Below are 25,881 nucleotides of genomic sequence, written 5' to 3'. Positions count from 1 at the left end.
TTTCGTCAGCTCTGAGCTGACGAAAGCCACATTGGGGCGCTGAAACCTGACCAATGCCGCATTGGGATTTTTTTCCCTAGGTGACCAGGAGGCCGTGGGCGGCCGCGTAGGCGACGGCCGTTTCGAGGTCGACGGTCGCGCCGGTGAAGGTGCCCTGGACCAGGCCGTGTGCGTCGAGTTTGGCCGAGCGGAGGTCGGCGCCCGCGAAGTTGGCGCCCTGGAGGCGGGCGCCGCGCAGGTCGGCTCCGGTGAGGTCGGTGTCGGAGAGGTCGGCGTCGAGCAGGTTGGCCTCGCGGAAGCGGAGGCCTGCCAATCCGACTTTGCCGAGGCGGGCGCGGCTGAGTGAGGCGAGCGAGAAGTCGCAGTCCTTCAAGGAGATCGGGCGCATTCGGCAGTCCACAAAGGACGATCCGAGCAGTGAGCAGCCCGACCAGCTGGTGTCCGCGAGCACCGTGCGGTCGAAGGTGCACGAGCGGAACGCCGACGACGTGTGCACGGAGTCGCCGAGGTCCGCCTTGGTGAAGTCGCACTCGTCGAAGGTGCAGCCTTGCGTGCGCAGGCCGCGCAGGTCGGCCTCGCTGAAGTCGCAGCGGACGAACTGCCGCTTCTCCCAGTGCGCTCTCGGCATGACGGCGTCGCGGTAGTCCTCGCCCGTTTCGATCACACCGGCAGCGTATCCGGCCACTCGACGCGGTCGAACAGCGCGCGGAGCCGGGCGGCACACGTGGGATGACCGGTACCGATCCAGCCGATGCGGCCGAGCAGGTACGCGCGGAAATCCGGGCGCCCGCAACGGTTTTGCGCCGCCGGACCGGTGCGGGCGCAGTTGTGCAGCAACGCGCGCAGGTCGTCGTAGTCGGAGCGGGCCGCGGCGGGCGCGGAGTTGACGACCAGGCCTGCGACGCGTTGCCGGTGGTGCGCCGCGGCAATCGAAGTCTTGCTGTCCCGTAAGCGAAATCCCTCAGCGCGCACGATCTCGCGGACACCCGGCAGCAGCCGGTGCAACGGCAGGTCAGCAGGCCCGGAGAAGGCGAGATCGTCGGCGTAACGGGTGTACGTGGCGCCGAGTACGCGCGCGAGCCCGGCGATCCTGTGGTCGAGATGGTGGACGACCGCGTTCGCCACCGATGGCGACGACGGCGCGCCCTGCGGCAGGTGTGTGCGGGCGAGATTGTTCAGCAGCCGCACGCGGGACGCGTCGCGCGTGCCGCCGGGCGCGGCGGTGATCACGTCGACCGGCGCGGCCGTGGTGAGCACTCCGGCCAGCGCGACGGCCACGGCTTCCGGGTAGCCCGCGAGCAGGAGCAGCGAGCGGACCCGGCGCGCGGACACCGACGGGAAGAAACCCTCGAGGTCCATGCGCACGACCAGCGCCTGGCCGGCGTGCGGCGTGGCGCAGGTCAGCGACGACCTGCCCGCACGGAAACCGTGCGCGGCGTCGTGCACCGGCAGCGCGCCGACGACATGGCGGACCACTCGCCGTTGCAGCTCGGCGAGCCGCGGCTTCGGCCGTTCGAGCAGCCTGATCCCACCGCTCGCCGACGGGATCCAGCGATACGTGTAGTGCCGCAACGGTGCGTCCGCGCGCCTGTTCCACGTGCGTGTGTCAGCGAACCAGCTCAGCTCCCCTTCCGTCAGATCCAGCGCCCGCGCGCAGTCCGCGAACGTCTCCCAGCGCGCGACCGGCCACCGCCACACCGGACCGAGCACCCGAAATCCTTTCCAGTACCTGAAGAGCGACGCGGAGGCGACCTTTTCTCCGTTCGACCGCGCCGCGTCGTCCGCGGAGCGTGCCCATCGGCGTGGGGTGCCGTGCGCAGGTGCCATGGTGCGCCCCGGGGTTGCCCCGGAGCGGGTGGATCACTCCACCGTGCTCACCTCCGCGTCGCTGATCACACCCTAACGAAGGGGTACGACATTCGCGCTCGTCACGTAATCCATCGCGTCGGCATAGCGAGGCATTGCCATGCGGCGCATGGCTTCCGCCTCATCGAGGTCCTCCAGCCGCTCCTGGATCCACCAGACGTTGCCGAGCGGATCGCGGACGCGGCCGACCTTGTCGCCGAAGAACAGCTCGGTCATCTCGGTGACCGCGGTGGCGCCCGCTTCGAGCGCCTGCTTGAACGTGGCGTCGCCGTCCTCGACGTACAGCCGCAGGAAGCAGGGCGTGTCCTGCCATTCGGGGCGCGAGTCGAAGAACATCACCACCGAGTCGCCGATCCGCATTTCGGCGTGCCCGACGGAGCCGTCGGGCATGGCCACCACCGCGATCTCCTCGGCGTCGAACGCCCGTGCGGCGAACGCCATCGCCTGGCGGCTGTCGCGGGTGATGATCCACGGGGTGACGGTGTGGTAGCCCTCGGGAATCGGCATTGTCTGGCTCCTTTTCGATTGGCTGAGACCAACGTTAAGGACCATCTAGGCCAATACTTGTCCTAGATGAGCCAGAATCGGTTCGAATAGCCGCTCCGGGCAGGTCTCCACGATCCAGTGGCCCGCGCCGTCCAGCTCGATCGCGTGGAACGGCCCGGTGACCCAGTCTCCGCACCGCGACGCGGTCCTCACGGTCAGCGCCGGGCCCACCGAGTGGAAGAACAGGGTAGGAACGGCCGTCATCGGCACAGCGGCCAAGTCGTCGGCCGATACCGAATTCCAGGCCAGCGCACCGGAAAGCGCCTCGACCGTGCCGAGCCGAGCCACGGTGCGCCCGATCAGCGCGGGGTCCATTCCGGACCCACGGAGGAAACCGCGCAGGCCACCGGCGTTGTCGGCGAGCAGGGCACGGGCCGCGGGCCGGGGCGGTTTGAGGCGGTCGAGCTTCGCCCAGGCCGCGGCCTGCGCCGGATCGGTGCGCAGGCCGTGCGCGAGCGCGGCGGGATGCGGGTAGCGGAGGGTGGTCAGCGTCCGGACCCGGCCGGGGTGCATGCCCGCCAGCGCCCAAGCCTGCATCGCGCCGACACCGAACCCGGCGACGTCGAACCGGTCCAGCCCGTGTGCGTCGGCGACGGCCAGCGCGTCGCCGACGAAACCGTCCAGGTCATAGGTTTCCAGCGCGGGCCTGGCACCGGGTGAGTACCCACGCTGGTCGAACGCGATCACCCGGACGCCCCGACCCGCGAGCAGCCTGGCCAGTCCGTCCCAGCTGCCTGCCTCCTGCGGAAACCCGTGCAACGCGAGCAAGGTGCGCCCATCGGCCGGGCCCCATGAGCGCACCTCGAAGCGCAGCGGGACGTCAGTCCTCACCGAGCGCTCGCTTCAGCTCGGCGTCGAGCACCTGATGGAACGCGGCGACGAACTCGGGGCCGAGCAGCGTGTGGTGTTCGCCCGGCACCCGCCGATAGCGCACAGGTGTGCGCGAATGCTCGTCCCAGCGATGGATGCGCGCGGACCAGTCCTCCTTGGTCCACCGCAGGGGTGACGCGTACAGCACGGTGACACCCTCGACCGTGTCCGTCGGCTCGTAGGTCTTCGCCGCGGTGACCAGCGCGTGCGCGATGTGCACCCACTCGCTGAACTGGGCCAGGTCCAGGTCGAGCTCGGCGAGCCTGGCCGGGCTCGCGAGCCCGATCAGGTGAGCCAGCTGATCCTCGTGGGACAGTCCACGCAGCACCGGCGGCAGCGTCTCCAGCTGTTCGACGTTCGTCAGTCCCACGAACAACGCCAGATTCGTTGCCGTGCAAGCGAAATCGAAGACGTCGATGTCGGGAATGTGCGGCGGCAGGTCGATGCTGCAGTAGAAGTCGACGCGCTCGCCCGCCGCCTCCAGCCGCTTCGCCACGTCGAAGGCGATGGCGCCGCCGAGTGAATAGCCGGTCAGCGCGTACGGCCCTTCCGGCTGGGTGCGACGGATGGCGTCCACGTAGCAGCCGACCATCTCGTCCCAGCTGCCGAACGGCTCCTCGGCCGCCCCGAAACCACGGAACCGCAAGGCGTAGAACGGCCGCTCGCCGGTGAAGTGCTTGGCCAGCGCGACGAAGACGAGCACTTCGGCGCCTGCCGGGTGCACGCAGAACAGCGGCGTTCCCGATCCGCTGGTCTGCAGCGGCACGATCGGGTCGTACGGCAGGTCACCGGCCGCGTCGACGCGGGTCGCGAGCAGCCGCACGGTCGGCGCGCCGAACAGCTGCGGCACGGTCACCTCGGTGCCGGGCAGGCGCTGCTCGACCAGGCGGCGCAGGCGCAGCACATCGATGGAAGTGCCGCCCAGGTCGAAGAAACTCGCGGTCGCGCTGACCGTCGCCGGGTCAAGACCGAAGACCTGGCCGTAAACCTCGGCGAGGATCTCCTCGGTCGGCCCCTCGGGTGCCGTGTAGCCGCCCAGCTTCCGCCGTACCAGGTCTGCCACCGCGAACTCGTGCTCGGCGTAGACGCCGGACTCCAGGTTGCGGCGCATGAGCGGACGCTGGATCTTGCCGAGGCTGGTCTTCGGGAATTCCTCCTGCGGCAGCGGCAACACGAGCGCCGGACGGAAACCCCAGTGCTGGGCGGCACGGTCGCGTACCGCCGTCACCACCCGGTACAACGCGGTTTCGTCGGCCGCGTCGGCGGCGAAGGCGACGACCAGCTCTTCAGTGTCGCTACCGGGCGGCCGGATCGCGAAGGCCGCGACGAAGGACGGCTCGACACCCGGCAGCGCGGTGATCACCGCTTCGAGGTCGTGGCTGTAGTAGTTGACGCCATTGACGACGATGGAATCCTTGCTGCGACCGGCCAGCGTCAGCCTGCCGTCGCGCATGCTGCCGAGGTCACCGGTGCGGAACCAGCCGTCCTCGGTGAAGGAGGCCGCGTTGGCATCGGGGTTGTCGCGGTAGCCGGGCGTGATCATCGGTCCGCGCAGCTGGACCTCACCGACGTCCGTGCCGTCCTCGGCGGCGATGCGGATCTCCAGTCCCCGCGCCGGCGTCGGCGTCGGGGAACTCCTGGTTGTAAAGGGAACCCGCGCAGGTCTCGGTCATCCCGAACGCGGGCCACAGCGCCCTGCTGTGCAGCCCATACGGCGCGAGGCGGTCGAGGAATCCGACACCGGTGCTGACCGGGTTGGCCTCGCCGCCGGAGATGACGTACCGGACGGCGGAAAGGTCCGCGTCCAGCGGCTCGGTCAGCCGGTCGAGCTCGGCGTTGACCAGGCCGAGCAGGAAGTTGGGGGTGAACGTGATGGTCACGCCGTGCCTGCCGATCAGCCGGGGGAACTCCAGTGGATCGGCGAGCACGTGCGACGGCGGGACGTGCACCTGCACCGCGCCCGCGGCCAGCGGCAGGATGTGGGTCTCGATGGTGGCCGCGACGTGGTCGAACGAGACCCAGTTGAGCATGACGTCCTCGGCGGTCAACGTCAGCGCGTCGATCTTCGCCGCCAGCGCGGCCAGCAGGTTCGCGTGCGTCAGCTGCACCGCCTTGGCCACCCCCGTCGAACCGGAGGTCAGCATGGTCAAGGCGACCTCGGACGGGTCAGGGCGATACGGCCGGACCTCGTGCGGCGTGATCGTGGCGCCCAGCAGCCGCGCCTGCTCGATTCCGGCGACCAGTAAGCCGCTTTCCGCGGCACGGGAAGTCAGCGCGAGATCGTCGGTCACGAAGAACGGCCGATCGAGCAGTTCGTCCAGCTGTTTGAGCCGCGCCACCCGTTCATTCAATGAATCGGTAATCGGAGCCGGTGCGCAGGCAATGAACCCGCCGAGGAAACACGCCCATAAAGCGGGAATGAAGTCTTCACCCTGCTCGGGAAGCAGCACGACCACCTGACCGGGCCGCACGCCGATTTCGCGCAAACCACCCAAAACGCGGAGTGCTTCGTCGCGCAATTCCGGATAACGGACGAACTGGCCGGTTGTGGCGTAAAGAAGCCCACTGTCCTGGTGCTGGCCAGCTGCCCGAAACAGTAGGTCACCGACAGCAGAGGAGGCAGTGTTCTCGACGAAAAGGGCGCGCGGCAGCAGATCTTCGTGGATCGACATGGGCTCGTTCTCCCGTGGAATTCGGTTGAGTGGCGCGGGTCTGATTTCCGCAGCGAAACCTTTTCCAGGTTAGCCCAAGCCTCATTGACGTACGTATGACCTCGGCGCATCACTGTCAGGTCCGCGCTTTTCTCCCAGGTGGAGATAGGGCGTCACATTGCGCATTGCCCGCGAGACGTATTCCTCTTTCTCTCCCACCGGAGCGACGTAATGCAACGCCTCCGCGGCGGCTTCGACGCCGACCAGGTGACTGATGACCCAGGCAGCCAAGTAGTGCGACGCGAGGCAGCCACCGGCGGTGGCGACATTTCCCTTGGCGTACAAGGGTTGGTTGAGGACCTCGACCCCGGCCGCGACGACCCACGGCTTGGTCGTGAGGTCGGTGCAAGCCGGAACACCTTTGAGCAGCCCGAGTTTGGCGAGCACGAGCGTTCCGGAACACTGCGCGGCGAGCAGCTGCCGTCCTGGATCGAGATCGCTCAGCACCGACATGATCGCCGGGTCCTCGACGACCTCGCGGGTTCGCGCCCCGCTCCCGACGATGACCGCGTCGGCGGCGCAAGCTTCTTCCAACGTCGCCATCGAGGAGATCACGACGCCGTTCATCGAGCGGACGGCTGGCGAGGGACAGGCGATCGACACCCGCCAGCCGGGCAGTTTGACCCGGTTGAGCACGCCGAGCGCGATGAGCGAGTCGAGTTCGTTGTAACCCTCGAAGGTCAGGATCGCGATGTGCATGACCGAAGCCTAGGAATCTGATCCATGACAGTCGAATAATTGTCATGGATACAATCCGGGGCGTGGCACGGATACCCCGGTACAAGCAGGTGGTCGACGCTCTCGCCGCCGACCTCCGGTCAGGACGCTGGGCCGCCGGGACCCGCCTGCCCACCCACCGCGAACTCGCCGCGCGCGAAGGCATCGCGCTGGTGACCGCGACCCGCGTCTACGCCGAGCTGGAAGCGATGGGCCTGGTCAGCGGTGAACAGGGCCGCGGCACGTTCGTCCGCGATCTGGCGGTGCCGCCCGGCCAAGGGATCGATCAGCGCACGCTGGCGGTCGACGCCGTCGACCTCAGTTTCAACTACCCCACGGTGCCGGGCCAGGCGGACCTTTTGCGCCACGCGCTGCGAGAACTGGCGACCGCGGGCGATCTCGACGCGCTCCTGCACTACCAGCCCCATCGCGGGCGCACCGGCGACAGGGCCTCGGTCGCCCGCCACCTCCTCCGCCGCGGTGTGGCCGTGAACGCCGACCAGGTCCTCATTGTCAGCGGAGCCCAGCACGGACTCGCGGCGACGGCCATGGCGACGCTCCAGCACGGTGACATCGTGGCGGTGGACGCGCTCACCTACCCCGGTTTCAAGGTGCTCGCGCACTCGCTCGGGTTGGAGCTGGCGCCGCTGCCGGTCACCCCGCGCGGCCCCGATCTCGACGCGCTCGAACAACTCTGCGCCCAGCGGCCGGTCCGCGCGCTCTACGCGATGCCGACGCTGCACAACCCGCTGGGCTGGGTGCTCTCCGCCCGCGCACGCAAACGGCTGGTGGCGATCGCGCGCCGCCATGGCCTGCTCATCATCGAAGACGCGGCCTACGCCTACCTGGCCGAGAACTGCCCGCCGCCACTCGCGGCGCTGGCGCCGGAGACCACGATCTACGTCTCCAGCCTGTCCAAGAGCATCGCCACCGGCTTGCGTGTCGGCTTCGTCGCGGCTCCCGGCGCACTGGTCCCCGGCATCGAACGCGCGATCAGGGCGACCACCTGGAACACGCCCGCACTCACCACCACGATCGCCTGCCGCTGGCTCGACGACGGCACCGCCGACCGTCTCGAAGCCCGGAAACGCGAGGACGCGACCACACGGCAAGCCATCGCCCGCGAAGTCCTCAATGGACTCGTGAGTCATCCGTCGTCCTACTTCGCCTGGTTGCCTTTGGTGGAGAACGCGCGAGCGGACCGGATCGCGGCGACACTGGCCCGTCAACGGATCTACGTCTCCACCGCCGAGCCGTTCGCCACTACCACCCATGTACCGCAAGCACTTAGGCTGGCACTCGGCTCTATCGGACTTCCCGAGTTACGCCGGACACTGCTCGACGTCAAACGGGTGGTCGAAGAAGACGCGTACAGCTAATGGAAATCCCGTGACTTCGTGCGGATGCGCATGGGCAGGTTCTGCAGCCGGTCGGCCAGGATGTTGACCACACCTTCGTTCTTCTCCACCACGCCGCGGACGAGCAGCGCGGCACTGTTCCTGGCGATGCGGTGATAACGCCGCCAGAGGCCGAGTGTGCAGATCACGTTGATCATCCCCGTCTCGTCTTCGAGGTTGAGAAAGGTGATACCGCCCGCGGTCGCCGGACGCTGGCGATGCGTCACCGCGCCGCCGACGAGTACCCGCTGACCGTCATCGCAATCCTTGAGCTTGCCGGCTGGCACCACGCCGAGCGCGTCGAGACGCTCCCTGATGAACTGCGTCGGGAAGCTGTCCGGAGACACGCCGGTCGCCCAGACATCCGCGACGGCCAGGTCGAGACCGTCCATTCCGGGCAGTGACGGCGCGTCGATCGGACTGCCCGGCAGCTTTTCCGCGCGCTCCTCGGCTGCGGGCCCGGCTGCCCAGAGCGCCTGCCGCCGGTCTTCGAGGAAGCAGCCGAACGCGCCTGCCGTCGCCAGTGCCTCCACCTGCGGGGTGGTCAGCCGGACGCGCCTGGCGACGTCGGTCATGTCCTGATACTGCCCCTGCTCGCGCTCTTCGAAGATGCGTTCGGCCAGCGGCTGCCCGATAGTCCGGATACTGGCTAGTCCTAATCGGACGGTCCCTTCGCCTTCGAGGGTGGCGTGCGGAAGGCTGGCGTTGACGTCCGGTCCGAGCACGGTGACACCGTGCCGCCGCGCGTCGGCGACCAGCGACTGCGGGGAGTAGAACCCCATGGGCTGGGCGCGCAGCAGCGCCGCACAGAAGGCATCCGGGTGATACAGCTTGAAATACGCGCTGGAGAAGACGAGATGGGCGAAGCTCAGCGCGTGACTCTCCGGGAAGCCGAAGTTCGAAAAAGCCTTGAGCTTCAGGAAGATCTTCTTGGCGAGTTCGAGCTCGACCCCGTTCAGCACCGCGCCGTCGAGGAACCGCTTCCGCAGCCGTTCCATCCGCTTCTCCGACCGCTTGGAGCCCATGGCGTGCCTGAGCTGATCGGCCTCGGCCGCGGTGAAGTTCGCGACGTCGAGCGCGATCTGCATCATCTGTTCCTGGAACAGCGGCACCCCGCACGTCTTGTGCAAAGCCTTGTACAGCAACGGATGGTCGTAATCCCAGGTTTCCTGGCCGGTCTTGCGCCGGATGTAGGGATGGACGGACCCGCCCTGGATCGGGCCTGGCCGGATCAGCGCGACCTCGACGGCGAGTTCGTAGAAACAGCTGGGTTTCAGCCGGGGCAGCGTCGCCAGCTGCGCCCGGCTCTCCACCTGGAAGACGCCGATCGCGTCGGCCCGGCAGAGCATGTCGTAGACGTTCTTGTCCTTGATGTCGAGCCTGGCGAGGTCGATCTTCTCGCCCTTGTGCTCCTCGACGAGGTCGAGCATGTAGTGCAGCGCGGACAGCATGCCGAGGCCGAGCAGGTCGAACTTCACCAGCCCGACGTTCGCGCAGTCATCCTTTTCCCATTGCAGGACACTGCGATTCTCCATCCTGGCCCACTCGATCGGGCAGACCTCGCTGACCGGCCGGTCGCAGATGACCATGCCGCCCGAATGGATCCCGAGGTGTCGCGGGAAGTCCTCGAGCGCGTTCGCCAGCGCGACGACCTCGTCCGGGATGTCGTGATCGTGGTCCTTTTCCGTCTCCCGCAAGGAACCCCAGCGGTCGATCTGCTTGCTCCACGCGTCCTGCTGCCCGGTCGGGAAACCGAACGCGCGCGCCGCGTCACGGACCGCGGAGCGCGAGCGGTAGGTGATCACGTTCGCCACCTGCGCGGTGCGGAGCCTGCCGTGTTTCTCGAAGACGTACTGGATGGCCTCCTCACGGCGGTCGGACTCGATGTCGACGTCGATGTCCGGGTAACCGTCACGGTCCGGCGCGAGGAACCGCTCGAACAGCAGGCCTTCCTTCACGGCGTCGACGTTGGTGATGCCCAGCGCGTAACAAACCGCGGAGTTGGCCGCGGATCCCCGGCCCTGGCAAAGGATGTTGCTGCGACGGCAGAAGTCGACGATGTCGTGCACGATCAGGAAGTAGCCGGGGAACCCCAGGTCTTCGATGATCCGCAGTTCGTGGTCGAGCTGCTCGTACGCCTCGGGCTGCTCGGCGCGGGGGCCGAATTTCTGAAGCGCGCCGATGTAGGTCAGCTCACGCAGGAAGGTCGCTTCGCTGTGCCACTCCGGCACGTCGAAGGGCGGCAGCTTCGGCGCCACCAGTTTGAGGTCGAAGGCGCATTCGGTGCCCAGCAGCGCCGCACGGCGCACCGAGCCGGGGTACCGCTTCCCGAAGATGTCCTCCATCTCCTCGCCGGACCGCAGGAAGGCCATGCCCGACGCGGGCAGCCAGCCCTCCATGTCGTCGAGGCTGCGCCTGGCCCTGATCGCGGCCATCGCCGCGGCCAGCCTGCCGCGCTCCGGCCGCGCGTAGTGAGCGGCGGTGGTGGCGACCGTCGGCAGGTGGAACTCCTTGGCCATAGCGAAAAGAATGTCGTTGTGCGTGCTGTCGAGCGGCTGGCCGTGGTCGATCAGCTCGACGTAGACGTTGCCGGCGCCGAACAGGTCGACCAGCTCCTGAAGGCGCATGGCCGCCGCGTCCGCGCCCTGGGTGAGCAATGCCTTGCGCACCGCGCCCTTGCGGCAGCCGGTGAGCACCGCGCACTGCCCGCGCACCTCCTCGGCGACCTCCTCGAGCCGGTAGACCGGGCGCCCTTTCTCCGCGCGTTGGTCCTTGGGCAGTTCCACGTCGTGCCCGCGCAACTGGCCCGCGGTGATCGCCCGGCACAGGCTCGCGTAGCCGTCGGTCTTGCGCGCGAGCAACAGGAGATGCTCGCCTTCGGGATCGGCGATCCCGTTCTGTGGCTGGGAAAGCTCGAAGCTCAGCTCGGTGCCGTACACCGTGCGCACGCCGAGTTCGCGTGCCGCTTCGGCGAAGCGGACCACGCCGTACATGCCGTCGTGGTCGGTGAGCGCGATGGCGTCGAGCCCGAGCCTGGCGGCCTCCTCGACCAGTTCCTCGGGATGGCTCGCGCCGTCGAGGAAGCTGAAGTTGGAATGGCAGTGCAACTCGGCGTACGGCACGCGGGTGCCGGTGCCCGCGTCGTCGGTGCCACGCAGGCCGAGTTCGCCGGGACGGAGGTAACCCTCGCGCTTGCGGCCCCACGCCGGGCTGTCGTTGCCGTCGCCGGGCGGATCACCGGTGAGCGCCCGGTTGAGCTCCTCCCACCGCATCGGCGGGTTGTTCCAGCCCACGTCAGCTCCGTAGGTTTTCCGGGGAGGCCCGCTGCACCGGGATGAGCGTCGCCAGGTCGATGTCGAGCCACTCCAGCAACTGCTGGTTATAGTCCTCTTCCTCGGACATCAGTCGTACATCCCTTCGATTGTCCACATCGGACGGTCCCCGCCCATCCGCGCCAGCAGCAGCGCGGTGTCGTCTTCCAGCAGCACCTGGATGCGGGCGGCGACGCCTCTGCCGTCACGTGCCCACCACTGGCTGTCCACCAGCCACGGGCCCGCCCAGTCGAGCACCAGCTTCGGTGCGCCGCCGTCGAGGCTGACCTGATACGGCGGCGCGGTGACCCGTCTCCTGGCGGTGATGGCGACCTCGCGGCCGTCCACGTCGACGACACCGGCCCGCACCGGCCGGTCGAACACGATCGACGGTGAAGGCGACGGCAACCGGCCAGGCCATGTCGTGCCCTCCGGCGCGGTCTCGGCGCGCGGGTCACCCCAAGGCACCAGCCGGACCCGCTCGGCGGGCCCGCGACCGCCGTCGAGCAACGCGGTGAAGACGCTCTCCGGGCCGAGTAGACCCTGCACTCGCACCAACGCCCTCGCGGCCTTGTCGGCGGCGAGCGCGTGTTCGGTGCCGAGCAGTCCGAGCTGCAGTGAACGGCCTTCGACGGTCTCTTCCGGTTCGAGCCGCAGCCGCACCACACCGGACGTCGGACGGTCGCGCGCCTTGAGCCAGCCCTCGAACTGCCAGCGCACCCGGTCCGCGATTCCTTGCGGGGTAAGGGGTTCCGCGCAACGCCAGACCCGGCCGAACTCCTCGCCGCGCTCGGTGACCGCGTAGATGCCGATCCTCGTGCAGGCCAGCCCCCGGCTCGCCAGCCCGGCGTGGAACCGCTCGCCGAGCGGCTTCGCGATGAACGCGGCGGCGTCCACCCGGTCCAATGGCGGTTCGAAAGTCTTGCTGATGGCCAATTCCGGCGGTGGTTTACGCCGGGACGGCGGCCGATCCGACCGGCCTGCCGCCAGCCGGTACGCGAGCAGGCCGGCACCGCCGAACCGGGTGATCACGTCCCGCTCGGCCAGCGCGGCGAACGTGCCGAGCGTGCGCAGGCCGAGTCTTTTGAGCAGGTCCACGAGCTCGGCCCGCTCCGCGCCCGGCTGATCGAGCTCGTGGATGCCCAGCGGGGCCAGGAAAGCCGCGGCCGCGCCCCGTTCGACCAGCGCCGACCGATGCGCCGCCAGCGTCGCGGCGAACAACCCGTCCGCGACGCCGACCTGGCATTCCACGCCCGCCGCACCGGACACGTGGTCGACCAGCTTCTCGACCAGCTGGTACTCGCCGCCGAAGTACCCGGCGGCGCCGTCCACCGGCACCGCGACCAGTCCAGGCCGCACCACCTCGACCCCGACGACCAGCTCTTCCACGGCGGCCGCGACCGGCTCGAACAGCCGGGCGTCGCGCCCGTCGTCCTCGCCGAACACGCCCAGCTCCGGGCATTTGGCCTGCGCCTCACGCCGCCGCATGCCGCGGCGGACGCCTGCCGATCTGGCGACCGCCGTGCACGCGACCACTCGATTGGCTGAAAAGACCGCGGCTGGCAAATGCGGCGAGTGCCCTTCGGCGGCCCCCGCCGCCACCGCTGGCCAGTCCGGGCACCAGAGGACCAGCATGCGCTTGCCGTTCACCCGACCTCCGAAGAAAAGATCGAATGCACGTTTTGTTCTTGTCTCGCAACGACTCCCGCCGGACCGGGCAAGAGCACCCGCGTGCTCATGGGCCGTGCCGCCGCACCCCTTCCCCGGGCGTGGACCACGACTCCACGAGCACGCAGGTGCCCATACCCCGCTTCGAGCCCGGACCAGCGGCCCGGTTCGCAGCGAAGCTCCACCTCGGCGCCGGGCCAGGAACCCAGCGCCAGCAGCACGGCGTCCCGATGCCGTGCCCGCGCGGACAGCCGCCTGGCCACCTGCGCGTTCACCCCGGCGGCCCCGACCGCCACCAGATCGACCCCGTCCAGCAGCGCGGCCGTCACCGCGGGGAACTCGACGCCGGGGCGGGGTATGAGAGCGAGCCTGCCCACCTCGACGCCGAGCTCTTCCGCGGCGGCCAGGCCGAGCGTGGGCACGCCCACCACTGCGGCCCACGACCCGGCCGCCGTGGCCTCCGCCAGCAACGCGAGCAGCAGGGAGACCGAGCCCAGCACCGCGACGGTGCTCCCGCGCCTCAGTCCAGCCGACGGCAGCAGATCGGCGAAGGCGGGGTGCACCCTGAGAACCCCGCCCGTCGATCGCGCGTGCTCGGCAGCGGACGCCACTCCGCTGGCCGTGCTCACCCCTGGCAACGAAGCCAGCCGCGCCACTCCCGCCGACACCCCGCACCCGCTCCCTCTCAGACCAGCGTCACCGGCGCACGCCCCCGCGAAAAGGCGTGCTCCGACGGCGCTACGGTCACCGCGGGGAAGGCGGCGAATCGCACCTCGAACACTTGTTCGACAAACCCAGTAGACACGACGCGGCGGAGTGCTGTCAAGCCGACTGTGACCTGCGGCGAAAGTCCGGCGTGAGCCATGATCGAGGTTGTTATGCTCGGCCCGAATCGCGGTGTCTGCCGCGGCTGGGGATTTAAGGAAAAACCATGCTCAACCTGCGAAGACTGTCTTTTGTCGTCGGGTCCGCACTCCTGCTCGGCGCTGTCACCCCGATGGCGGCTTTCGCCGATCCGTCCATCGAAGAACTACCCGCGCTCGACGGCGGTTCCGGCTCCGGCGCCTGGGGCGTCAACGACGACGGAGTGGCCGTCGGCTGGTCGAACACCGAGGACGGCACGCACGCCGTGCGCTGGGCCCCGGACGGCTCCGTCAACGACCTCGGCACGCTCGAGGGCGACACCGGCAGCCGCGCGTACGGGATCAACGCCGTCGGCGCGATCGTCGGCTCCTCGTCGAACGCGGACCACCGGCGCCCGACGATGTGGACGCCGGAAGGCGAGATCATCGAACTCGCCTCACTGCCCGGCATCGACTTCTGCGAGGCCAAGTCGATCAGCGAGCGCGGCGAGATGGCAGGCTGGTGCGCCGAATCCGGCAACAGCTACGACGGCCACGCGGTGCGCTGGACCGCCGAGGGCGAGGTGACCGACCTCGGCACCCTGCCAGGCGGCCGCACCAGCACCGCGACCGGAATCGCCTCCGACGGCACGGTCGCGGGCTCGGCCCAGGGCGCCGACGGCCGGACCCAGGCGGTCCGCTGGAACCCGGACGGCACGATCGTCTCACTGCCCAACGTGCGCAACGGCTACTACTCGGTGGCCACCGGCATCAACAACGACGGCACGATCGTCGGCACCCTGCAGGCCACGGTCGGCCGCGACTACGGCGTCTTCGCCATCCGCTGGAACACCGACGGCACCGCCACCGAGCTTCCCGGCTTCCCGAACTCGGGCCGCGATGACAGCGGCGCACGGGCGATCAACGACGGCGGCGTCATCGTCGGCGACTCACGCACCCCGGAAAACCGCTCCAACCCCGCGCGGTGGACGGCCGACGGCGTCACGGAACTCGGCATTCTGGACGACGCGGGCCCCGGGACGATCTCGTTCGCGGCCGCGGTCAGTTCGAGCGGGCTGATCGTGGGCAGTTCGGGCGGCAAAGCCGTCCGCTGGACCGAATAGCACGCGCTTTCGTTTTATCGGCCCGGGGTCGAGCGGGTGGTACCGCCAGGCAACGTCCAGCAAGCGTCCACAAAGGACTCACACGGGCGATTGAAGGAATGAACGCCACGTTCACAACGCTGAGCGTTCATGCCGCCCAGCCCACTCCAGAATGCACGCAAAAGCGACAACGTGGAGCAAAGATCGGTCGCCTGGTGCAAGTTGATCTTTGTGAAGGGAGCCTTCACAAGCTTGGGTTGGATGAAGGCTCCCTTCACAAAGCCGGAGCGTGTGAGGGCCTCCCTCACCAAGCGCGAGTGTCGAGCATGGTGCGCGCGGCCACCGCCATCTACACCAAGCGCGTCGAGCCGTCGTTGATGTGCAGCAACGCGTCGGCCCCATCGACAGTCGCCTGCTCGAGCGGGAAATACCCTTGCCGCCCCTCGACATCGGTCCGCTTGCGGCCGGAAACCGCGGCCCGCGTCATGCCCCACGTCTCGATATCGCGTTGCAGCGCACCCTCGAAGGTGTCCGCGTCAGGCTCCCCCAACCCGATATCGGCATTCCGCCCCAGGCTTCCGAGCACGACGACATACCGCGCACCCACCAGCGACCCCACGATCGAACCCGCAGGCGCCCACTTGAAATCCCTGCCGTCGATCTCCCAGCGGCCGAGATTCCGTTGCAGGTGGGTGTTCTGCGCGAAGACGAACGTCGGCCCCCTGCCCGTCTCGGCTCGCCTGATGGCGAACAGGTTCTGGGCCATGAGCGCGTCGCGGGTCGCCATCAACCTGGACACCCGCGCGTTCAGCTCGAGCTTTTGCGCAGCCTGCTTGTGATAACGCAGCAAGCCGAGCCCGGCGGTGAGCTGCGCCTCGGCCCTGAACCACTCCGCACGTGAGGTCGCTTCGATCAGTTCAGGGCCGCGCCAGTAGAGCGCGGTGAGCATGTCGTCGGCGAGCACCCGGAGTTCGCCGGCCGGTGCGGTGTCGCCGATCGACATGGCCGGGTCCATGATCGCTTCCGTGCGGCTCCACTGCTCGTCGGCGCCCGCGAGGCTCGCGAGGTCGAGATCGAGCCCCATGTAGTCGCGGGCGTATTCGAGATAGCCGAGCGGACTGGGTGCCGTGAAATTCTCGGTGGGCGCGTCGAAACCGTGGAATGCCAAGCGTTCTTCCGCCGGGCGGTCCTCGTTGTACTCACGCATCCAGGCGACCAGCCGCCGGTTGTCTTCCAGCTCGCCGAACTGGTGTGAAAAGCCTTCGCTCATCACCTTTTCGAGAGTTCCCACGCCCTTTTGGACGTAGTCGTTCACGATGAACGCGGCCACGCGGTCGGTCTCCAGCGCGATCGACCGGAAGCCGTTGACCACCAGCTGGGCGAACAGTTCATGGCGGACCCGGCGGAAGGCCGAGCCCAGATGCGTCGGCTCGCCGAACGCCAGCAGTTCACATGACGGGGTTACGAAGTCTCGAATGTCCTGACTCATGAGAGTCAATCATATCTTTGAACACTCGGTTGAGACTTAGCGTGCGCCAGCCAGCCACTCCTGCTCCAAAGTCTCAAAGGAGGAGGTGAACCGCACCTGTCGCCCCTTGTTCGACTCGTACACGAAAGCCCGCAGCGAGTCCGAGTCCGCCAGGTGCTCCGCGATGTCCCCGACGATCACCACCCGCAGCCGGTAATCGAGCAGCTTCTGCAAGAACTCGCCCGCGATCCGCGTCTCCAGCCGGAAGAAGCCGGCACCCAGCCGCGAGACCGGGATGACGACGACGTTCGTGTCCGCGCTCAACGCTTCGCCGACCAGGTCGACGGCATCGCGATAGGACCCGAGCAAGGGCCCTTCGGCGGCGACCTCAAGCATGGACGGCCGCCAGGAACTCGGTGATCATCTTCGTCTGGTCCGGCAGCATATGCCCGGCGGACGGCAGCACCTCGATCCGCGCGTGCGGCACGGCCGCGCCCAGCCGCAACGCCGTCTGCGTGGTGTCGATCATCATGTCCCTGGCGCCGACCACGGTCAGCAGCGGCATTTTCAAGCCACGCAACGCCTCGTCCGAAAACACCGGCAGCGGCTTCGTGCGGGGATTGAAGTTCTTCGAGATGAGCAGAACGTAGCTCGCCGTCACCGGGTCCAGTTCGACGCCGACCGCGGTCGACAAGGCACGGCGCTGCCCCCATTCCCCGAACAGCCGCCAGAACAACGCCTTGAACAACACCGACATCTTCTGCCGCCCGACACCGGCGGGTGTCAGCAACGCCAGGCTGGTCACCTGCTCCGGCCGCCGGATCGCGAAGTCGAGCGCCAGCCAGCCGCCCAGCGACTCCGCGACCACCGAGGCACGCTCGATTCCCAGCTCCCGCAACACATCCGAGAGCCAGAGCGCGTACGCCTCGGAGTCCAGCGGCGGCCGCGAAGGCGCGCTGAGCCCCGGCTCGCCGATGATGTCGACGGCGTAAACGCGATGGTCTCGCGCCCACTCGCTCACCGAACCCAGCCACCGCAACGTGTTCGACATCGAGCCGTGCAGCGCCACGACCGGCGGCGCGCCGACCGGTCCGCTCGCGACGACGAAAGTGTCGCCCTCACGGGTCGGGACGGTCAGCGTCTCGTGCTCGACCGGCCAGGTCTTCAGCGCCTCACGGTATTTTTCTTCGAGCAGCAGGCGGCCCGCCTCGCTCTTGTAGATGTTCATCGCTCACCCCATCAGCATGTCGGCTATTTCCAGCAACTTCGCGGTGTCGAGCGGACTGGCCAGCACGATCACCTTCAAGCTCGCGCGCTCTTCGTCGTACGCGGACTCGATACGCACCGGCGGCCCACCCGGCTCACGCCCCTGCAGCGACGCGTTGAGCCCGAGGATCACCCGGCTCGCGCCGTCGCGGTCGATCGCGTCGACCTGGACGATCGTCGTCACCTCGATCCGCCGCCGCCGGACGGCCGACTCACGCGGCGTCGCCGGAACCACCCCGCCGGTCAGCGCCTCGAGGTCCTCACGGGCGATCCGGTACTGCTTGCCGATGCGCACGGCCTTGAGCCGGCCGTCACGCACGTAGTTACGCACCGTGCGCACATGCAGGCCGAGCCGGTCGGCGACCTGCTCAACCGAGTACAACTCCTGATCCATATTCCTCAAAATACCCTATCTTCCGGAATATAGGGAGTCTTGAGGTAAATTCAGTGGCGCAGGACACCCGGTCACCACCAAGCTGAGCGCCATGGAAAACCCGAAACATCAGATCCGCGCACGGATGACCGACAACACGGTCACCGTCTACCAGGCATACAGCCCGCACATCGGCCTGCCCGCGGCGCGGGACAACCGCTTCCCGCCCATGTGGAAACGCGACCGGATGACCTGGATCAAACCGTCGTTCCTCTGGATGATGTATCGCTGCGGCTGGGGCACCAAGGAAGGCCAGGAGACCGTGCTCGCCGTCGAAATCACCCGCGACGGCTTCGAGTGGGCACTGCGCAACGCCTGCCTGTCCCACTACGACCGGGCGTTGCACACCGACAACGCCACCTGGAAACGCCTGCTCAAGCAGTCACCCACCCGGGTCCAATGGGATCCAGAGCGCACGCTCCGCCTCGCACCACGCGACTTCCGCTCACTGCAGCTCGGCCTCTCCGGCGAGGCCGCGCGCCGCTACGCCGACGAGTGGACGGTCTCCATCACCGACGTGACCCCGCTCGCCCGCGAGATCCACGCGCTCGTGCGCGCCGACGACCTCGACGCCGCGGCCGGGCTACTGCCCGAAGAAGTCCCTTACCTCCACCAGGAAGACCTGATCGCTCACCTGATCAGCTGACCGCGAGCACCCGCACGCGCACGCCGTCGCGGGGCCGCATCGCGGCCGGCGAGGTCGGTTTGAACGCGTCGTCCAGCAACTCCAGCGAAGTACGCAGCCGAAGCCGCGCGAGCATCGCCCGCAACTCCGTCGTCGCGAAATGCGAGCCGACGCAGCGATGCGGGCCGCCGCCGAACGGCAGGTACTCGTGTGGCCCCGGTTTCCGCGTCTCCCAGCGGCTCGGGTCGAAGCGCAGCGGATCCGGCCAGACCTCTTCGAGCCGGTGCGTCACGAACGGGCTGTAGACCACGAAACGCCCGGCACGCACGCGATGTCCCTCGTAGGTGAACCCCCGCACCGTCTTGCGCAAGCTGATCACCGCGGGCGGGTACAACCGCAAGGTCTCCGAAACCACATCGTCCAAAGAGGACTCGCCGGGGTTCATCAGCAGCGCGCGCACCGCCCACGCCATCGCCGCGCTTGTCGTCTCGTAGCCTGCCGCGATCAGTGAGATCACCTGATCGACGATTTCCACATCGGACAGTCCGGAGCCCAGCAACGCGCCGAGCACATCGTCGCTCGACCGGTCGCGTGCCATCTCCGCCCGCACCTTCGCCTCGACCCGCGCACGGGCCGCGACCGCACGCCGGTACGACGGCAGAAACCGTTGTACCGGCTGCAAAAGCGGGCTCTGGTCGAGCAGATCGAGCGCGATCTGGAGGTCATGGCCGAGCACCGGTTCGTCGGCCGCGAGCACCCGACCGAACAGGACCTCGATCGTCGCGCGCCGGATCGCGGTACGGAACTCCTTGTAGACGTCGACGACCGACCCCGGCCGCCAGGTGTCGATCACCCGGTCGGCGTGCGCGGCCATCGTCTTCTCGTAGCCCGCGATTCGCGCGCGGCTGAACGCGGGCGTGACGAGCCGCCGCCTGCGCTGGTGGTCCTCACCGTCGCTGACGATCAGCGCCGTCTCGCCGTCGACCGGGATGAGCGACTCGAACGCGCCACGCCAGCTGAACAGCTCCGCGTTGGCGAAGACGAACTTGTTCGCCTCCGGACCGAGCAGGTTCACGTACGGCCCGATCTCGCTGACCGGCCCGAATCGGCGGTACAGCTCCGGGTAGCCGGTGAACGGATCGCGGACCAGTGCAACCGCGCTTGTGGCCCTTTCGAGCGCTCTCATGCCAGCGACAATGCCATATGCCCCAGCAGAATGGGGGCGCGGATCATGCAGCGATACGGGCAGCCGTACTACTACCCGCCGCGCCGAAAAAGTCTCGCGGGCCTGGTCTTCGCGATCATCGGCGCGTCATTCGTGATGCTCTTGGCCGCCGGGGTCATGACGACGGCACACGCTCGCCAAGCTCACCTGACGCGTTCGACCAGCAGATCGTTCGCGACATCCTTCACCGCGGCCATCGACTCGTCCGAGGGAATCGGCTCGGTGCTGAAGAACGTCTTGTCCCAGCCCTTGTAGATGATGTCGACGTAGTACGTGCCCTTCACGAACATGAGCTCGGCGCCGCTGAACGAGCTGTCGGTGTCGAGCGATTCCAGTATCGAATCTTCGCCGATACCCGGAATCGTCAACTGCTTCTTGTACGGGCTCACCCTGAGCTTGAAGTCCCCTTGCGCCACATCCGGCCTGGGGTACTTGAACACGATGACCGACAACTGGCGATCGTGGACGTGCTCGCTCTTCATCGGCCGCCAGCTGCAGCCGTACCGCTTGCCGGCGTTCTCCCCGATGCCGACGGACGCCTCCTCGGACGGCCCGGTCGGCGTCGGGGTGTACAGCCGCTCCAGCAGCCCTTCCGTCTTGACCATGCATTCGCCGCGCGGCGACGGCGAGTTCGCCGCGACACCCACCGAGGCGAAGTAGTCCATGGCGAACAGCCCCAGTGGAATGCCCGTCGCCAGCAGCGCGAACACCACGGACAGCGAGATCCACAGCCCGGTCCGCTTCTTTTTCGGAGGTGGCTGCTGCTGGTAGCCATAACCGGGCCAGGGCCGCTGCTGCGGCTGCTGGCCCCAGCCCGGTGGCTGCTGCGGTGGATACGACACTGTTCCCCCAGTTTCGGATCTCAGTGCGCGAAGTGGCGCGTCCCGGTCAGGTACAGGGTCACCCCGGCTGCCTCCGCCGCCGCGATCACCTCGGCGTCGCGCACCGAACCACCCGGCTGCACGACCGCACGGACACCGGCCTCGAGCAGTACCTCGAGACCGTCGGAGAACGGGAAGAACGCGTCCGAGGCCGCGACCGAACCCTTGGCACGGTCGCCGGCACGCTGCACCGCGAGGCGCGCCGAGTCGACCCGGTTGACCTGGCCCATGCCCACGCCGACGGTGGCGCTGTCGTCCGCGAGCAGGATCGCGTTGGACTTCACCGCACGCACCGCGCGCCACGCGAACTCGAGGTCGGCCAGCGTCTTCTCGTCGGCGGGCGTGCCGCAGGCGAGCGTCCAGCCGGCCGGGTCGTCGCCGGGAGCGTCGATCTGGTCGGTGGTCTGCAGCAGCACCCCACCGGAGATCGGGCGCAGCTCGATGCCGAGGCCATGGGCCTCCGGCAGCTTCAGCAGGCGGATGTTCTTCTTGCGGGACAACACTTCCAGGGCGTCGGCGTCGAAGCCGGGCGCGAGCACGACCTCGGTGAAGACCTCGGCGATCTGCTCGGCAGCGGCCAGCGTCACCGGCCGGTTCGTGGCGATGACGCCGCCGTACGCCGAAACCGGGTCGCAGGCGTGCGCCTTGCGGTGCGCCTCGGCGATGTCCGCGCCGACCGCGATGCCGCACGGGTTGGCGTGCTTGATGATCGCCACCGCGGGCTCGCTGAAGTCGTACGCGGCACGGCGCGCGGCGTCGGTGTCGACGTAGTTGTTGTACGACATGGCCTTGCCGTGCAGCTGCTCCGCGTGCGCGAGGCCGCCGTGGATGTTCTTGTACAGCGCGGCTTTCTGGTGCGGGTTCTCGCCGTAGCGCAGTACGTCGCCGCGCTCCCAGGTGCCGCCGAGGAAGTCGGGGAAGCCGGAGTCGTCGGCGGGCGCGTACGCGCTGGCGAACCACGACGCGACGGCCGTGTCGTACGCCGCGGTGTGCGCGTACGCCTGCGCCGCGAGCCGCTTGCGGTCGGTGAGCTCGAACCCGCCGCTCTTGACGCGGTCGAGCACCCACTCGTAGCGCGCCGGGTCGACGACGACGGCCACCGAGCCGTGGTTCTTCGCGGCCGCGCGGACCATCGCCGGGCCGCCGATGTCGATGTTCTCGACGCAGTCCTCGGGGCTCGCACCCGAGGCGACGGTCTGGGTGAACGGGTACAGGTTGACCACGAGCAGGTCGAACGGCGCGATGTCGAGCTGCTTGAGCTGCTCGACGTGCTCCGGCCGGTCCATGTCGGCGAGCAGCCCGGCGTGCACGCGCGGGTGCAGCGTCTTCACGCGGCCGTCGAGCGACTCGGGGAACCCGGTGACTTCTTCGACCGGGGTGACCGGCACGCCCGCGTCGGCGATGACCTTCGCGGTGCCGCCGGTCGAGACGATCTCGACGCCCGCGGCGTGCAGCCCGGTCGCGAGCTCCAGCAGGCCGGCTTTGTCCGAGACGCCGATGAGCGCACGCCGAACAGGGCGCAGTCCAGTGCTCACGAGAAAATCACCTTTCGTCCTTCGACAGCGCAGCCGCGCCGGCCGAGCTTTGCGATCGTTTCCACCAGCAGCCTGCGTTCCACTGCCTTGATGCGTTCGTGCAGTACGGCTTCGTCGTCCTCGGGCTCCACGAGCACCGCTTCCTGGGCGATGATCGGGCCGGTGTCCACCCCGGAATCCACGAAGTGCACGGTCGAGCCGGTGACCTTGACACCGAGCGCGAGTGCGTCGGCGACCGCGTGCATGCCGGGGAACGCGGGCAGCAGCGCGGGGTGCGTGTTGATCACGCGATTCGGGAACCTGGCGAGGAACTCGGCGCCGAGGATCTTCATGAACCCGGCCGAGACGACCAGGTCCGGCGAGTACGCGGCGACAGCTTCGGTGAGCGCCTTGTCCCAGGCATCGCGGTCCGGGTGGTCGGCGACCCGCACGGTGAACGACGGCACGTGCGCGCGCTCCGCCCTGGTGAGCGCCTCGATCCCGGTGCGGTCGGCGCCGACCGCGACCACCTTGGCGGGGTAGTCGTTGGCGGCGACGGCGTCGAGCAGCGCTTGCAGCAGGGTGCCGGAGCCGGAGGCCAGCACCACGATCTTCACCGGCGAGGGCAGGTCCAACCGACTAGCCAGGACAATCTCCTTGCCGGGGCCGCACACACTCGGGTGCGCGGCGATTCACCAGGTCACACGCACTCTAACGGTCCGGCTGTTGATCTTGATCGGCCGGTGCCGGGGTGGATTCGCCGTCGGATTCTTCAGTGGTTTCCGTCACGGCCTCGGCGGGCTCGGGCTCAGTGGGCGCTTCGTCGGCTTCGGGCTCTTCGGGCTCTTCGGGCTCTTCCGCTTCTTCGGGTTTCTCGATCGCCTCAGGCACCTCAGGCGTCTCGGCCTCGTCGACGTCTTCGGCGTCTTCAGTCGCTTCGGATTCTTCGGTCGCTTCGGGCTCTTCGAGTTCGTCAGTGGCTTCGGCGGTCTCCGGCTCCTCAGCCGTCTCGTCGGTCTCGGCCGTCTCGACACCCATGACCTCACTGGGCGCGGCGGGCGGCGAATGCGGTCCGGCGAAGAACGCGACGAAGCAGCCGGGGATCACGATCCACGCGAACGCGACCACCGAGGCGATCCCGACCGGCACGCTCACCGGATCGAACGGCCCGTGCCCGAGCCGCCCGCCCGCGAGTGTCCCCAGCACGACGCAGCCGAAGCCGACGATCGCGCCGGCGACCCCGACCGTGCGCAGCCGCGCGACCGGGTCGTCGTCGATCTTGCGCACCGACCAGCCGACGAGCGCTCCGGCCACCAGTGGCAGCAGCATCAGCACCGGCCACCACATCGCGTGGTGATCGGGGATGCCGCCGAGCAGTGGCACTCCGGGCACCGCGCCGCCGCTGAAGCCGAACGGCGTCACCGTCACGGAGCCCAAGGAGAAGCCGGGGCCGGACGCGAACGACAGCGCCGCGACGATCGCGTTCGGCAGGTAGCCCAGCGAAAGCAGGAACAGCCCGAGGCTGCTGCCGAACGCCGGCTCGAATAGATCGTCCACAGTGGACCAGGACAGCGCGAGGCTGAGCGTGAACGTCACCGCGCCAGCGGCGAACAGCGCGGCCATCCCCAGCGCGCCGGCTCGCAGGCCGCGCAGCGCGAGCGGGTCGAGGTACTCGGCGGCGACTTCGAGCATGCCGCAGCGTTTGGCCAGGCCTGCGGTCGCGGCCACGGCGGCGACCACCCCGGGAACGGCGAACGCGGTGAACGCGTTCACCCCGACCTGCTTGCCGTCGGCGATCAAGGCGATGAGCACGCCGAGCGTCGCGTGCGCGAAGCCGATCACCACGACGACCGGCACGGCCTCACGTGGCGAGCGGAGCCCGAGCCGCTGCGCGGCACCGCCAGCGGTGCGCGCGTTGAGCACGGCGAGCCCGATGGTCGGCAGCAGGGGCAGCACGCCGAGCGGCTTGCCGCCGATGTCGACCGGGACCTGGTACGAGGCGAGCCAGCCCGGCCCGGCGGAGAGCACCACGCCGATCACGGTGAACCGCGCGCGCTCTGCGGAGACGGTGATCAACGCCAGCAGCGTCGCGACCAGTGCATAGCCGGTGACGAGCGGGGCGAGCGCGGCGAAGAGCAGCACCCGCAGCCGCGCCGACGGCGACGGCTCGGCGACCGGCTCGTCGACGTCGGACCACTCATCGGCCTCGGGGGTGAGCAGTTCCGCCATGATCGGCACACTGACACCCGGCTTGCGCCGACCGGGTGAGACACGCCGCCCGGCCAGGCGGATGTGAGAGCACGCCCACTCGGACGGGTCAAATCCGGAAAAGAAAACACCCGCGGTGACACGGAGCGTCACCGCGGGTGGTCTTCCCAGTTCAGGGACTTACTTGGGCTCGCCGAATCCGCCGGGCGGGGTGCCGGGCGAGGACGGCGGCGGGGTGGCCTGGGTCGGCTCGGACGAGAAGAACTGACCCTGCTGCGGCGCGTAGGTGGTGGCGCCGGAGCCGGGGCCCGACGGCGGCGCGACGGGCGGGTTGAACTGCGTGCCCTGCGGGCCGGACGACGGCTGCTGAGGCTGCGCGCCGGTCTGCGGCTGCTGCTGGGGCGGGCCCTGCTGGAACTGCGGCGGCTGGTGGCCGAACTGCTGACCGTAGGGCTGGCCGTACGGGCTCTGCGGCGCGGCGGGCTTCGGCGCGGGCAGCTTGATGACGTCGTGCTCGAACAGCAGCGCCGCGACCGCGACCAGCATCTGCAGGATGCCGAGGATCAGGATCACGGTGATGATGCCCGGCGTGGTGGCGTCAGTGGGCGTCGAGATGACCAGGTCGAGCGCCTGGAACGCGCCGAGCACGCTGAACAGCGCCGCGAACGGCAGCGCCTTCGGCCCCTTCAGCAGCGCGCGCAGCCCGGCGAGCAGGCCACCGATCAGCAGGTACATCGTCACCGACCCGGCACGGTTGGCCTCGTCGGAGAAACCGATGAAGTACTGGACCAGGCCGAGAACGGCGACCGCCAACGCGAGCAGCAGACCGAGGTTCAGCGGGTTCTCCGACGAGGCGGGTGCCTGCGGCGGCGCCTGGGGAGGGAATCCGCCCGTGTTCGGTGCGGGCTGGTGGGGCTGGGCGCCACCCTGTTGGGGGTAGCCAGGCCCACCGCTGGGGAAGGTCATCCGAGCTCACTCCTGTCATTGAAGACCGGCGCCCCGGGAGCAGGCGGTACACCCGGGACAAACGAGGCGCCTGTGATGTGGGGAAACGCTAGCGCACCCGCGGTCACCCGCGGTTTCGGGTGTAAGACGCCGCGTTCACCCGATCGGTTGCACTTTCCACCGTACAAAACAGCGCCCCGCCAAGTGGGCCATTCGCCGAGCCGCTCCCTGTGTCCCATCTCGCCCCCAGCTTCGGGGTCGTGAGTGGTACGGCCGGTTCTAACC

At 68.7% G+C, this 25,881-nt stretch carries 23 protein-coding genes; 3 read left to right on the top strand and 20 right to left on the bottom strand.

The features are described 5' to 3' along the window. Window positions 1-76 precede the first annotated feature (76 nt). From ACFV15_RS17915 to ACFV15_RS17885, 7 genes are all read right to left on the bottom strand, one after another. Complete coding sequence (locus ACFV15_RS17915) at window positions 77-664, bottom strand: pentapeptide repeat-containing protein (protein WP_378351574.1); 588 nt, start codon at window positions 662-664, stop codon at window positions 77-79. Further along, window positions 661-1,710 carry a reverse transcriptase family protein gene (locus tag ACFV15_RS17910; RefSeq protein ID WP_378351573.1) on the bottom strand — a complete coding sequence of 350 codons (1,050 nt, stop codon included), beginning with the start codon at window positions 1,708-1,710 and terminating at the stop codon, window positions 661-663. The genes ACFV15_RS17915 and ACFV15_RS17910 overlap by 4 nt, the downstream gene beginning before the upstream one ends. A gap of 189 nt (window positions 1,711-1,899) precedes the next feature. Next, window positions 1,900-2,373, bottom strand: coding sequence for a VOC family protein (locus ACFV15_RS17905; RefSeq protein WP_378351572.1), 474 nt, complete (start codon window positions 2,371-2,373; stop codon window positions 1,900-1,902). Window positions 2,374-2,418: 45 nt separating this feature from the next. Beyond that, entirely contained in the window at window positions 2,419-3,243 is an 825-nt protein-coding gene (locus ACFV15_RS17900) for an alpha/beta fold hydrolase (protein WP_378351571.1), read from the bottom strand. Continuing rightward, window positions 3,233-4,825 (bottom strand): thioesterase domain-containing protein, encoded by a 1,593-nt coding sequence (locus tag ACFV15_RS17895; protein WP_378351570.1) that lies wholly within the window; start codon window positions 4,823-4,825, stop codon window positions 3,233-3,235. Before ACFV15_RS17895 ends, ACFV15_RS17900 begins: the two co-directional genes overlap by 11 nt. 19 nt (window positions 4,826-4,844) lie before the next feature. Continuing rightward, window positions 4,845-5,954: an AMP-binding protein gene (locus tag ACFV15_RS17890; protein ID WP_378351569.1), complete on the bottom strand. Its 1,110-nt coding sequence runs from the start codon at window positions 5,952-5,954 to the stop codon at window positions 4,845-4,847. 81 nt (window positions 5,955-6,035) lie between these two features. Next, complete coding sequence (locus ACFV15_RS17885) at window positions 6,036-6,692, bottom strand: DJ-1/PfpI family protein (protein ID WP_378351568.1); 657 nt, start codon at window positions 6,690-6,692, stop codon at window positions 6,036-6,038. A gap of 62 nt (window positions 6,693-6,754) precedes the next feature. Between ACFV15_RS17885 and ACFV15_RS17880 the strand changes: the two genes are divergently transcribed. Further along, window positions 6,755-8,089 (top strand): PLP-dependent aminotransferase family protein, encoded by a 1,335-nt coding sequence (locus ACFV15_RS17880; RefSeq protein ID WP_378351567.1) that lies wholly within the window; start codon window positions 6,755-6,757, stop codon window positions 8,087-8,089. Here ACFV15_RS17880 and ACFV15_RS17875 read toward each other — a convergent pair. The 3 genes from ACFV15_RS17875 to ACFV15_RS17865 all read right to left on the bottom strand — a co-directional run bounded on the left by ACFV15_RS17875 (window position 8,086) and on the right by ACFV15_RS17865 (window position 13,775). Beyond that, window positions 8,086-11,400: an error-prone DNA polymerase gene (locus ACFV15_RS17875; protein ID WP_378351566.1), complete on the bottom strand. Its 3,315-nt coding sequence runs from the start codon at window positions 11,398-11,400 to the stop codon at window positions 8,086-8,088. The genes ACFV15_RS17880 and ACFV15_RS17875 overlap by 4 nt on opposite strands. A 108-nt stretch (window positions 11,401-11,508) precedes the next feature. After that, window positions 11,509-13,053: a DNA polymerase Y family protein gene (locus tag ACFV15_RS17870; RefSeq protein ID WP_378351628.1), complete on the bottom strand. Its 1,545-nt coding sequence runs from the start codon at window positions 13,051-13,053 to the stop codon at window positions 11,509-11,511. A gap of 11 nt (window positions 13,054-13,064) precedes the next feature. Further along, the gene (locus ACFV15_RS17865) at window positions 13,065-13,775 is read right to left on the bottom strand and encodes a hypothetical protein (protein ID WP_378351627.1); all 711 of its coding nucleotides are present in this window, start codon (window positions 13,773-13,775) and stop codon (window positions 13,065-13,067) included. Between the two features lie 242 nt (window positions 13,776-14,017). Here ACFV15_RS17865 and ACFV15_RS17860 point away from each other — a divergent pair, with 242 nt between their 5' ends. After that, window positions 14,018-15,052 (top strand): hypothetical protein, encoded by a 1,035-nt coding sequence (locus ACFV15_RS17860; protein ID WP_378351565.1) that lies wholly within the window; start codon window positions 14,018-14,020, stop codon window positions 15,050-15,052. 328 nt (window positions 15,053-15,380) lie between these two features. Here ACFV15_RS17860 and ACFV15_RS17855 read toward each other — a convergent pair whose 3' ends face one another. Genes ACFV15_RS17855 through ACFV15_RS17840 form a run of 4 tightly spaced genes read right to left on the bottom strand, consistent with a single transcriptional unit; the run spans window position 15,381 to window position 18,159 of the window. Next, window positions 15,381-16,520 carry an erythromycin esterase family protein gene (locus tag ACFV15_RS17855; protein ID WP_378351564.1) on the bottom strand — a complete coding sequence of 380 codons (1,140 nt, stop codon included), beginning with the start codon at window positions 16,518-16,520 and terminating at the stop codon, window positions 15,381-15,383. Window positions 16,521-16,556: 36 nt separating this feature from the next. Beyond that, window positions 16,557-16,895, bottom strand: coding sequence for a DUF4180 domain-containing protein (locus ACFV15_RS17850; RefSeq protein WP_378351563.1), 339 nt, complete (start codon window positions 16,893-16,895; stop codon window positions 16,557-16,559). After that, window positions 16,888-17,727, bottom strand: a complete 840-nt coding sequence (locus ACFV15_RS17845) for an alpha/beta fold hydrolase (protein WP_378351562.1) — start codon at window positions 17,725-17,727, stop codon at window positions 16,888-16,890. The genes ACFV15_RS17850 and ACFV15_RS17845 overlap by 8 nt, the downstream gene beginning before the upstream one ends. A gap of 3 nt (window positions 17,728-17,730) precedes the next feature. Continuing rightward, entirely contained in the window at window positions 17,731-18,159 is a 429-nt protein-coding gene (locus ACFV15_RS17840; protein ID WP_378351561.1) for a helix-turn-helix domain-containing protein, read from the bottom strand. Between the two features lie 91 nt (window positions 18,160-18,250). On the opposite strand from ACFV15_RS17840, the gene ACFV15_RS17835 reads away from it, so the two are divergent. After that, window positions 18,251-18,844 carry a DUF4291 domain-containing protein gene (locus ACFV15_RS17835; RefSeq protein ID WP_378351560.1) on the top strand — a complete coding sequence of 198 codons (594 nt, stop codon included), beginning with the start codon at window positions 18,251-18,253 and terminating at the stop codon, window positions 18,842-18,844. Here ACFV15_RS17835 and ACFV15_RS17830 read toward each other — a convergent pair. From ACFV15_RS17830 to ACFV15_RS17805, 6 genes are all read right to left on the bottom strand, one after another. Beyond that, on the bottom strand, window positions 18,837-20,009 hold the full coding sequence (locus tag ACFV15_RS17830; protein ID WP_378351559.1) for a cytochrome P450: 1,173 nt from the start codon (window positions 20,007-20,009) through the stop codon (window positions 18,837-18,839). The genes ACFV15_RS17835 and ACFV15_RS17830 overlap by 8 nt on opposite strands. A gap of 182 nt (window positions 20,010-20,191) precedes the next feature. Beyond that, window positions 20,192-20,890: a hypothetical protein gene (locus ACFV15_RS17825; protein WP_378351558.1), complete on the bottom strand. Its 699-nt coding sequence runs from the start codon at window positions 20,888-20,890 to the stop codon at window positions 20,192-20,194. Between the two features lie 20 nt (window positions 20,891-20,910). Further along, window positions 20,911-22,464: a bifunctional phosphoribosylaminoimidazolecarboxamide formyltransferase/IMP cyclohydrolase gene (purH, locus tag ACFV15_RS17820; protein WP_378351557.1), complete on the bottom strand. Its 1,554-nt coding sequence runs from the start codon at window positions 22,462-22,464 to the stop codon at window positions 20,911-20,913. Next, a complete protein-coding gene (gene purN, locus ACFV15_RS17815) occupies window positions 22,461-23,078 on the bottom strand; it encodes a phosphoribosylglycinamide formyltransferase (RefSeq protein WP_378351556.1) in 618 nt (205 codons plus the stop codon). The genes purH and purN overlap by 4 nt, the downstream gene beginning before the upstream one ends. A 76-nt stretch (window positions 23,079-23,154) precedes the next feature. Continuing rightward, a complete protein-coding gene (locus tag ACFV15_RS17810) occupies window positions 23,155-24,672 on the bottom strand; it encodes a DUF6350 family protein (RefSeq protein WP_378351555.1) in 1,518 nt (505 codons plus the stop codon). 159 nt (window positions 24,673-24,831) lie between these two features. Continuing rightward, entirely contained in the window at window positions 24,832-25,617 is a 786-nt protein-coding gene (locus ACFV15_RS17805; protein ID WP_378351554.1) for a DUF5336 domain-containing protein, read from the bottom strand. Window positions 25,618-25,881: the final 264 nt, after the last annotated feature.

The sequence above is a fragment of the Amycolatopsis sp. NPDC059657 genome (assembly GCF_042734395.1).
Classification (GTDB): Bacteria; Actinomycetota; Actinomycetes; order Mycobacteriales; family Pseudonocardiaceae; genus Amycolatopsis.
Note: the sequence above shows the minus strand (reverse complement) of the source record. Positions and strands in the feature narration are given on the sequence as shown.

Bases quoted from the DNA above. Each gene is read 5' to 3' on its own strand.
- ACFV15_RS17905 (WP_378351572.1), bottom strand. From the start codon at position 2,373: ATGCCGATTCCCGAGGGCTACCACACCGTCACCCCGTGGATCATCACC.
- ACFV15_RS17895 (WP_378351570.1), bottom strand. From the start codon at position 4,825: ATGATCACGCCCGGCTACCGCGACAACCCCGATGCCAACGCGGCCTCC.
- ACFV15_RS17890 (WP_378351569.1), bottom strand. From the start codon at position 5,954: ATGTCGATCCACGAAGATCTGCTGCCGCGCGCCCTTTTCGTCGAGAAC.
- ACFV15_RS17885 (WP_378351568.1), bottom strand. From the start codon at position 6,692: ATGCACATCGCGATCCTGACCTTCGAGGGTTACAACGAACTCGACTCG.
- ACFV15_RS17870 (WP_378351628.1), bottom strand. From the start codon at position 13,053: ATGCTGGTCCTCTGGTGCCCGGACTGGCCAGCGGTGGCGGCGGGGGCC.
- ACFV15_RS17860 (WP_378351565.1), top strand. From the start codon at position 14,018: ATGCTCAACCTGCGAAGACTGTCTTTTGTCGTCGGGTCCGCACTCCTG.
- ACFV15_RS17855 (WP_378351564.1), bottom strand. From the start codon at position 16,520: ATGAGTCAGGACATTCGAGACTTCGTAACCCCGTCATGTGAACTGCTG.
- ACFV15_RS17850 (WP_378351563.1), bottom strand. From the start codon at position 16,895: ATGCTTGAGGTCGCCGCCGAAGGGCCCTTGCTCGGGTCCTATCGCGAT.
- ACFV15_RS17845 (WP_378351562.1), bottom strand. From the start codon at position 17,727: ATGAACATCTACAAGAGCGAGGCGGGCCGCCTGCTGCTCGAAGAAAAA.
- ACFV15_RS17840 (WP_378351561.1), bottom strand. From the start codon at position 18,159: ATGGATCAGGAGTTGTACTCGGTTGAGCAGGTCGCCGACCGGCTCGGC.
- ACFV15_RS17835 (WP_378351560.1), top strand. From the start codon at position 18,251: ATGGAAAACCCGAAACATCAGATCCGCGCACGGATGACCGACAACACG.
- ACFV15_RS17830 (WP_378351559.1), bottom strand. From the start codon at position 20,009: ATGAGAGCGCTCGAAAGGGCCACAAGCGCGGTTGCACTGGTCCGCGAT.
- ACFV15_RS17810 (WP_378351555.1), bottom strand. From the start codon at position 24,672: ATGGCGGAACTGCTCACCCCCGAGGCCGATGAGTGGTCCGACGTCGAC.
- ACFV15_RS17805 (WP_378351554.1), bottom strand. From the start codon at position 25,617: ATGACCTTCCCCAGCGGTGGGCCTGGCTACCCCCAACAGGGTGGCGCC.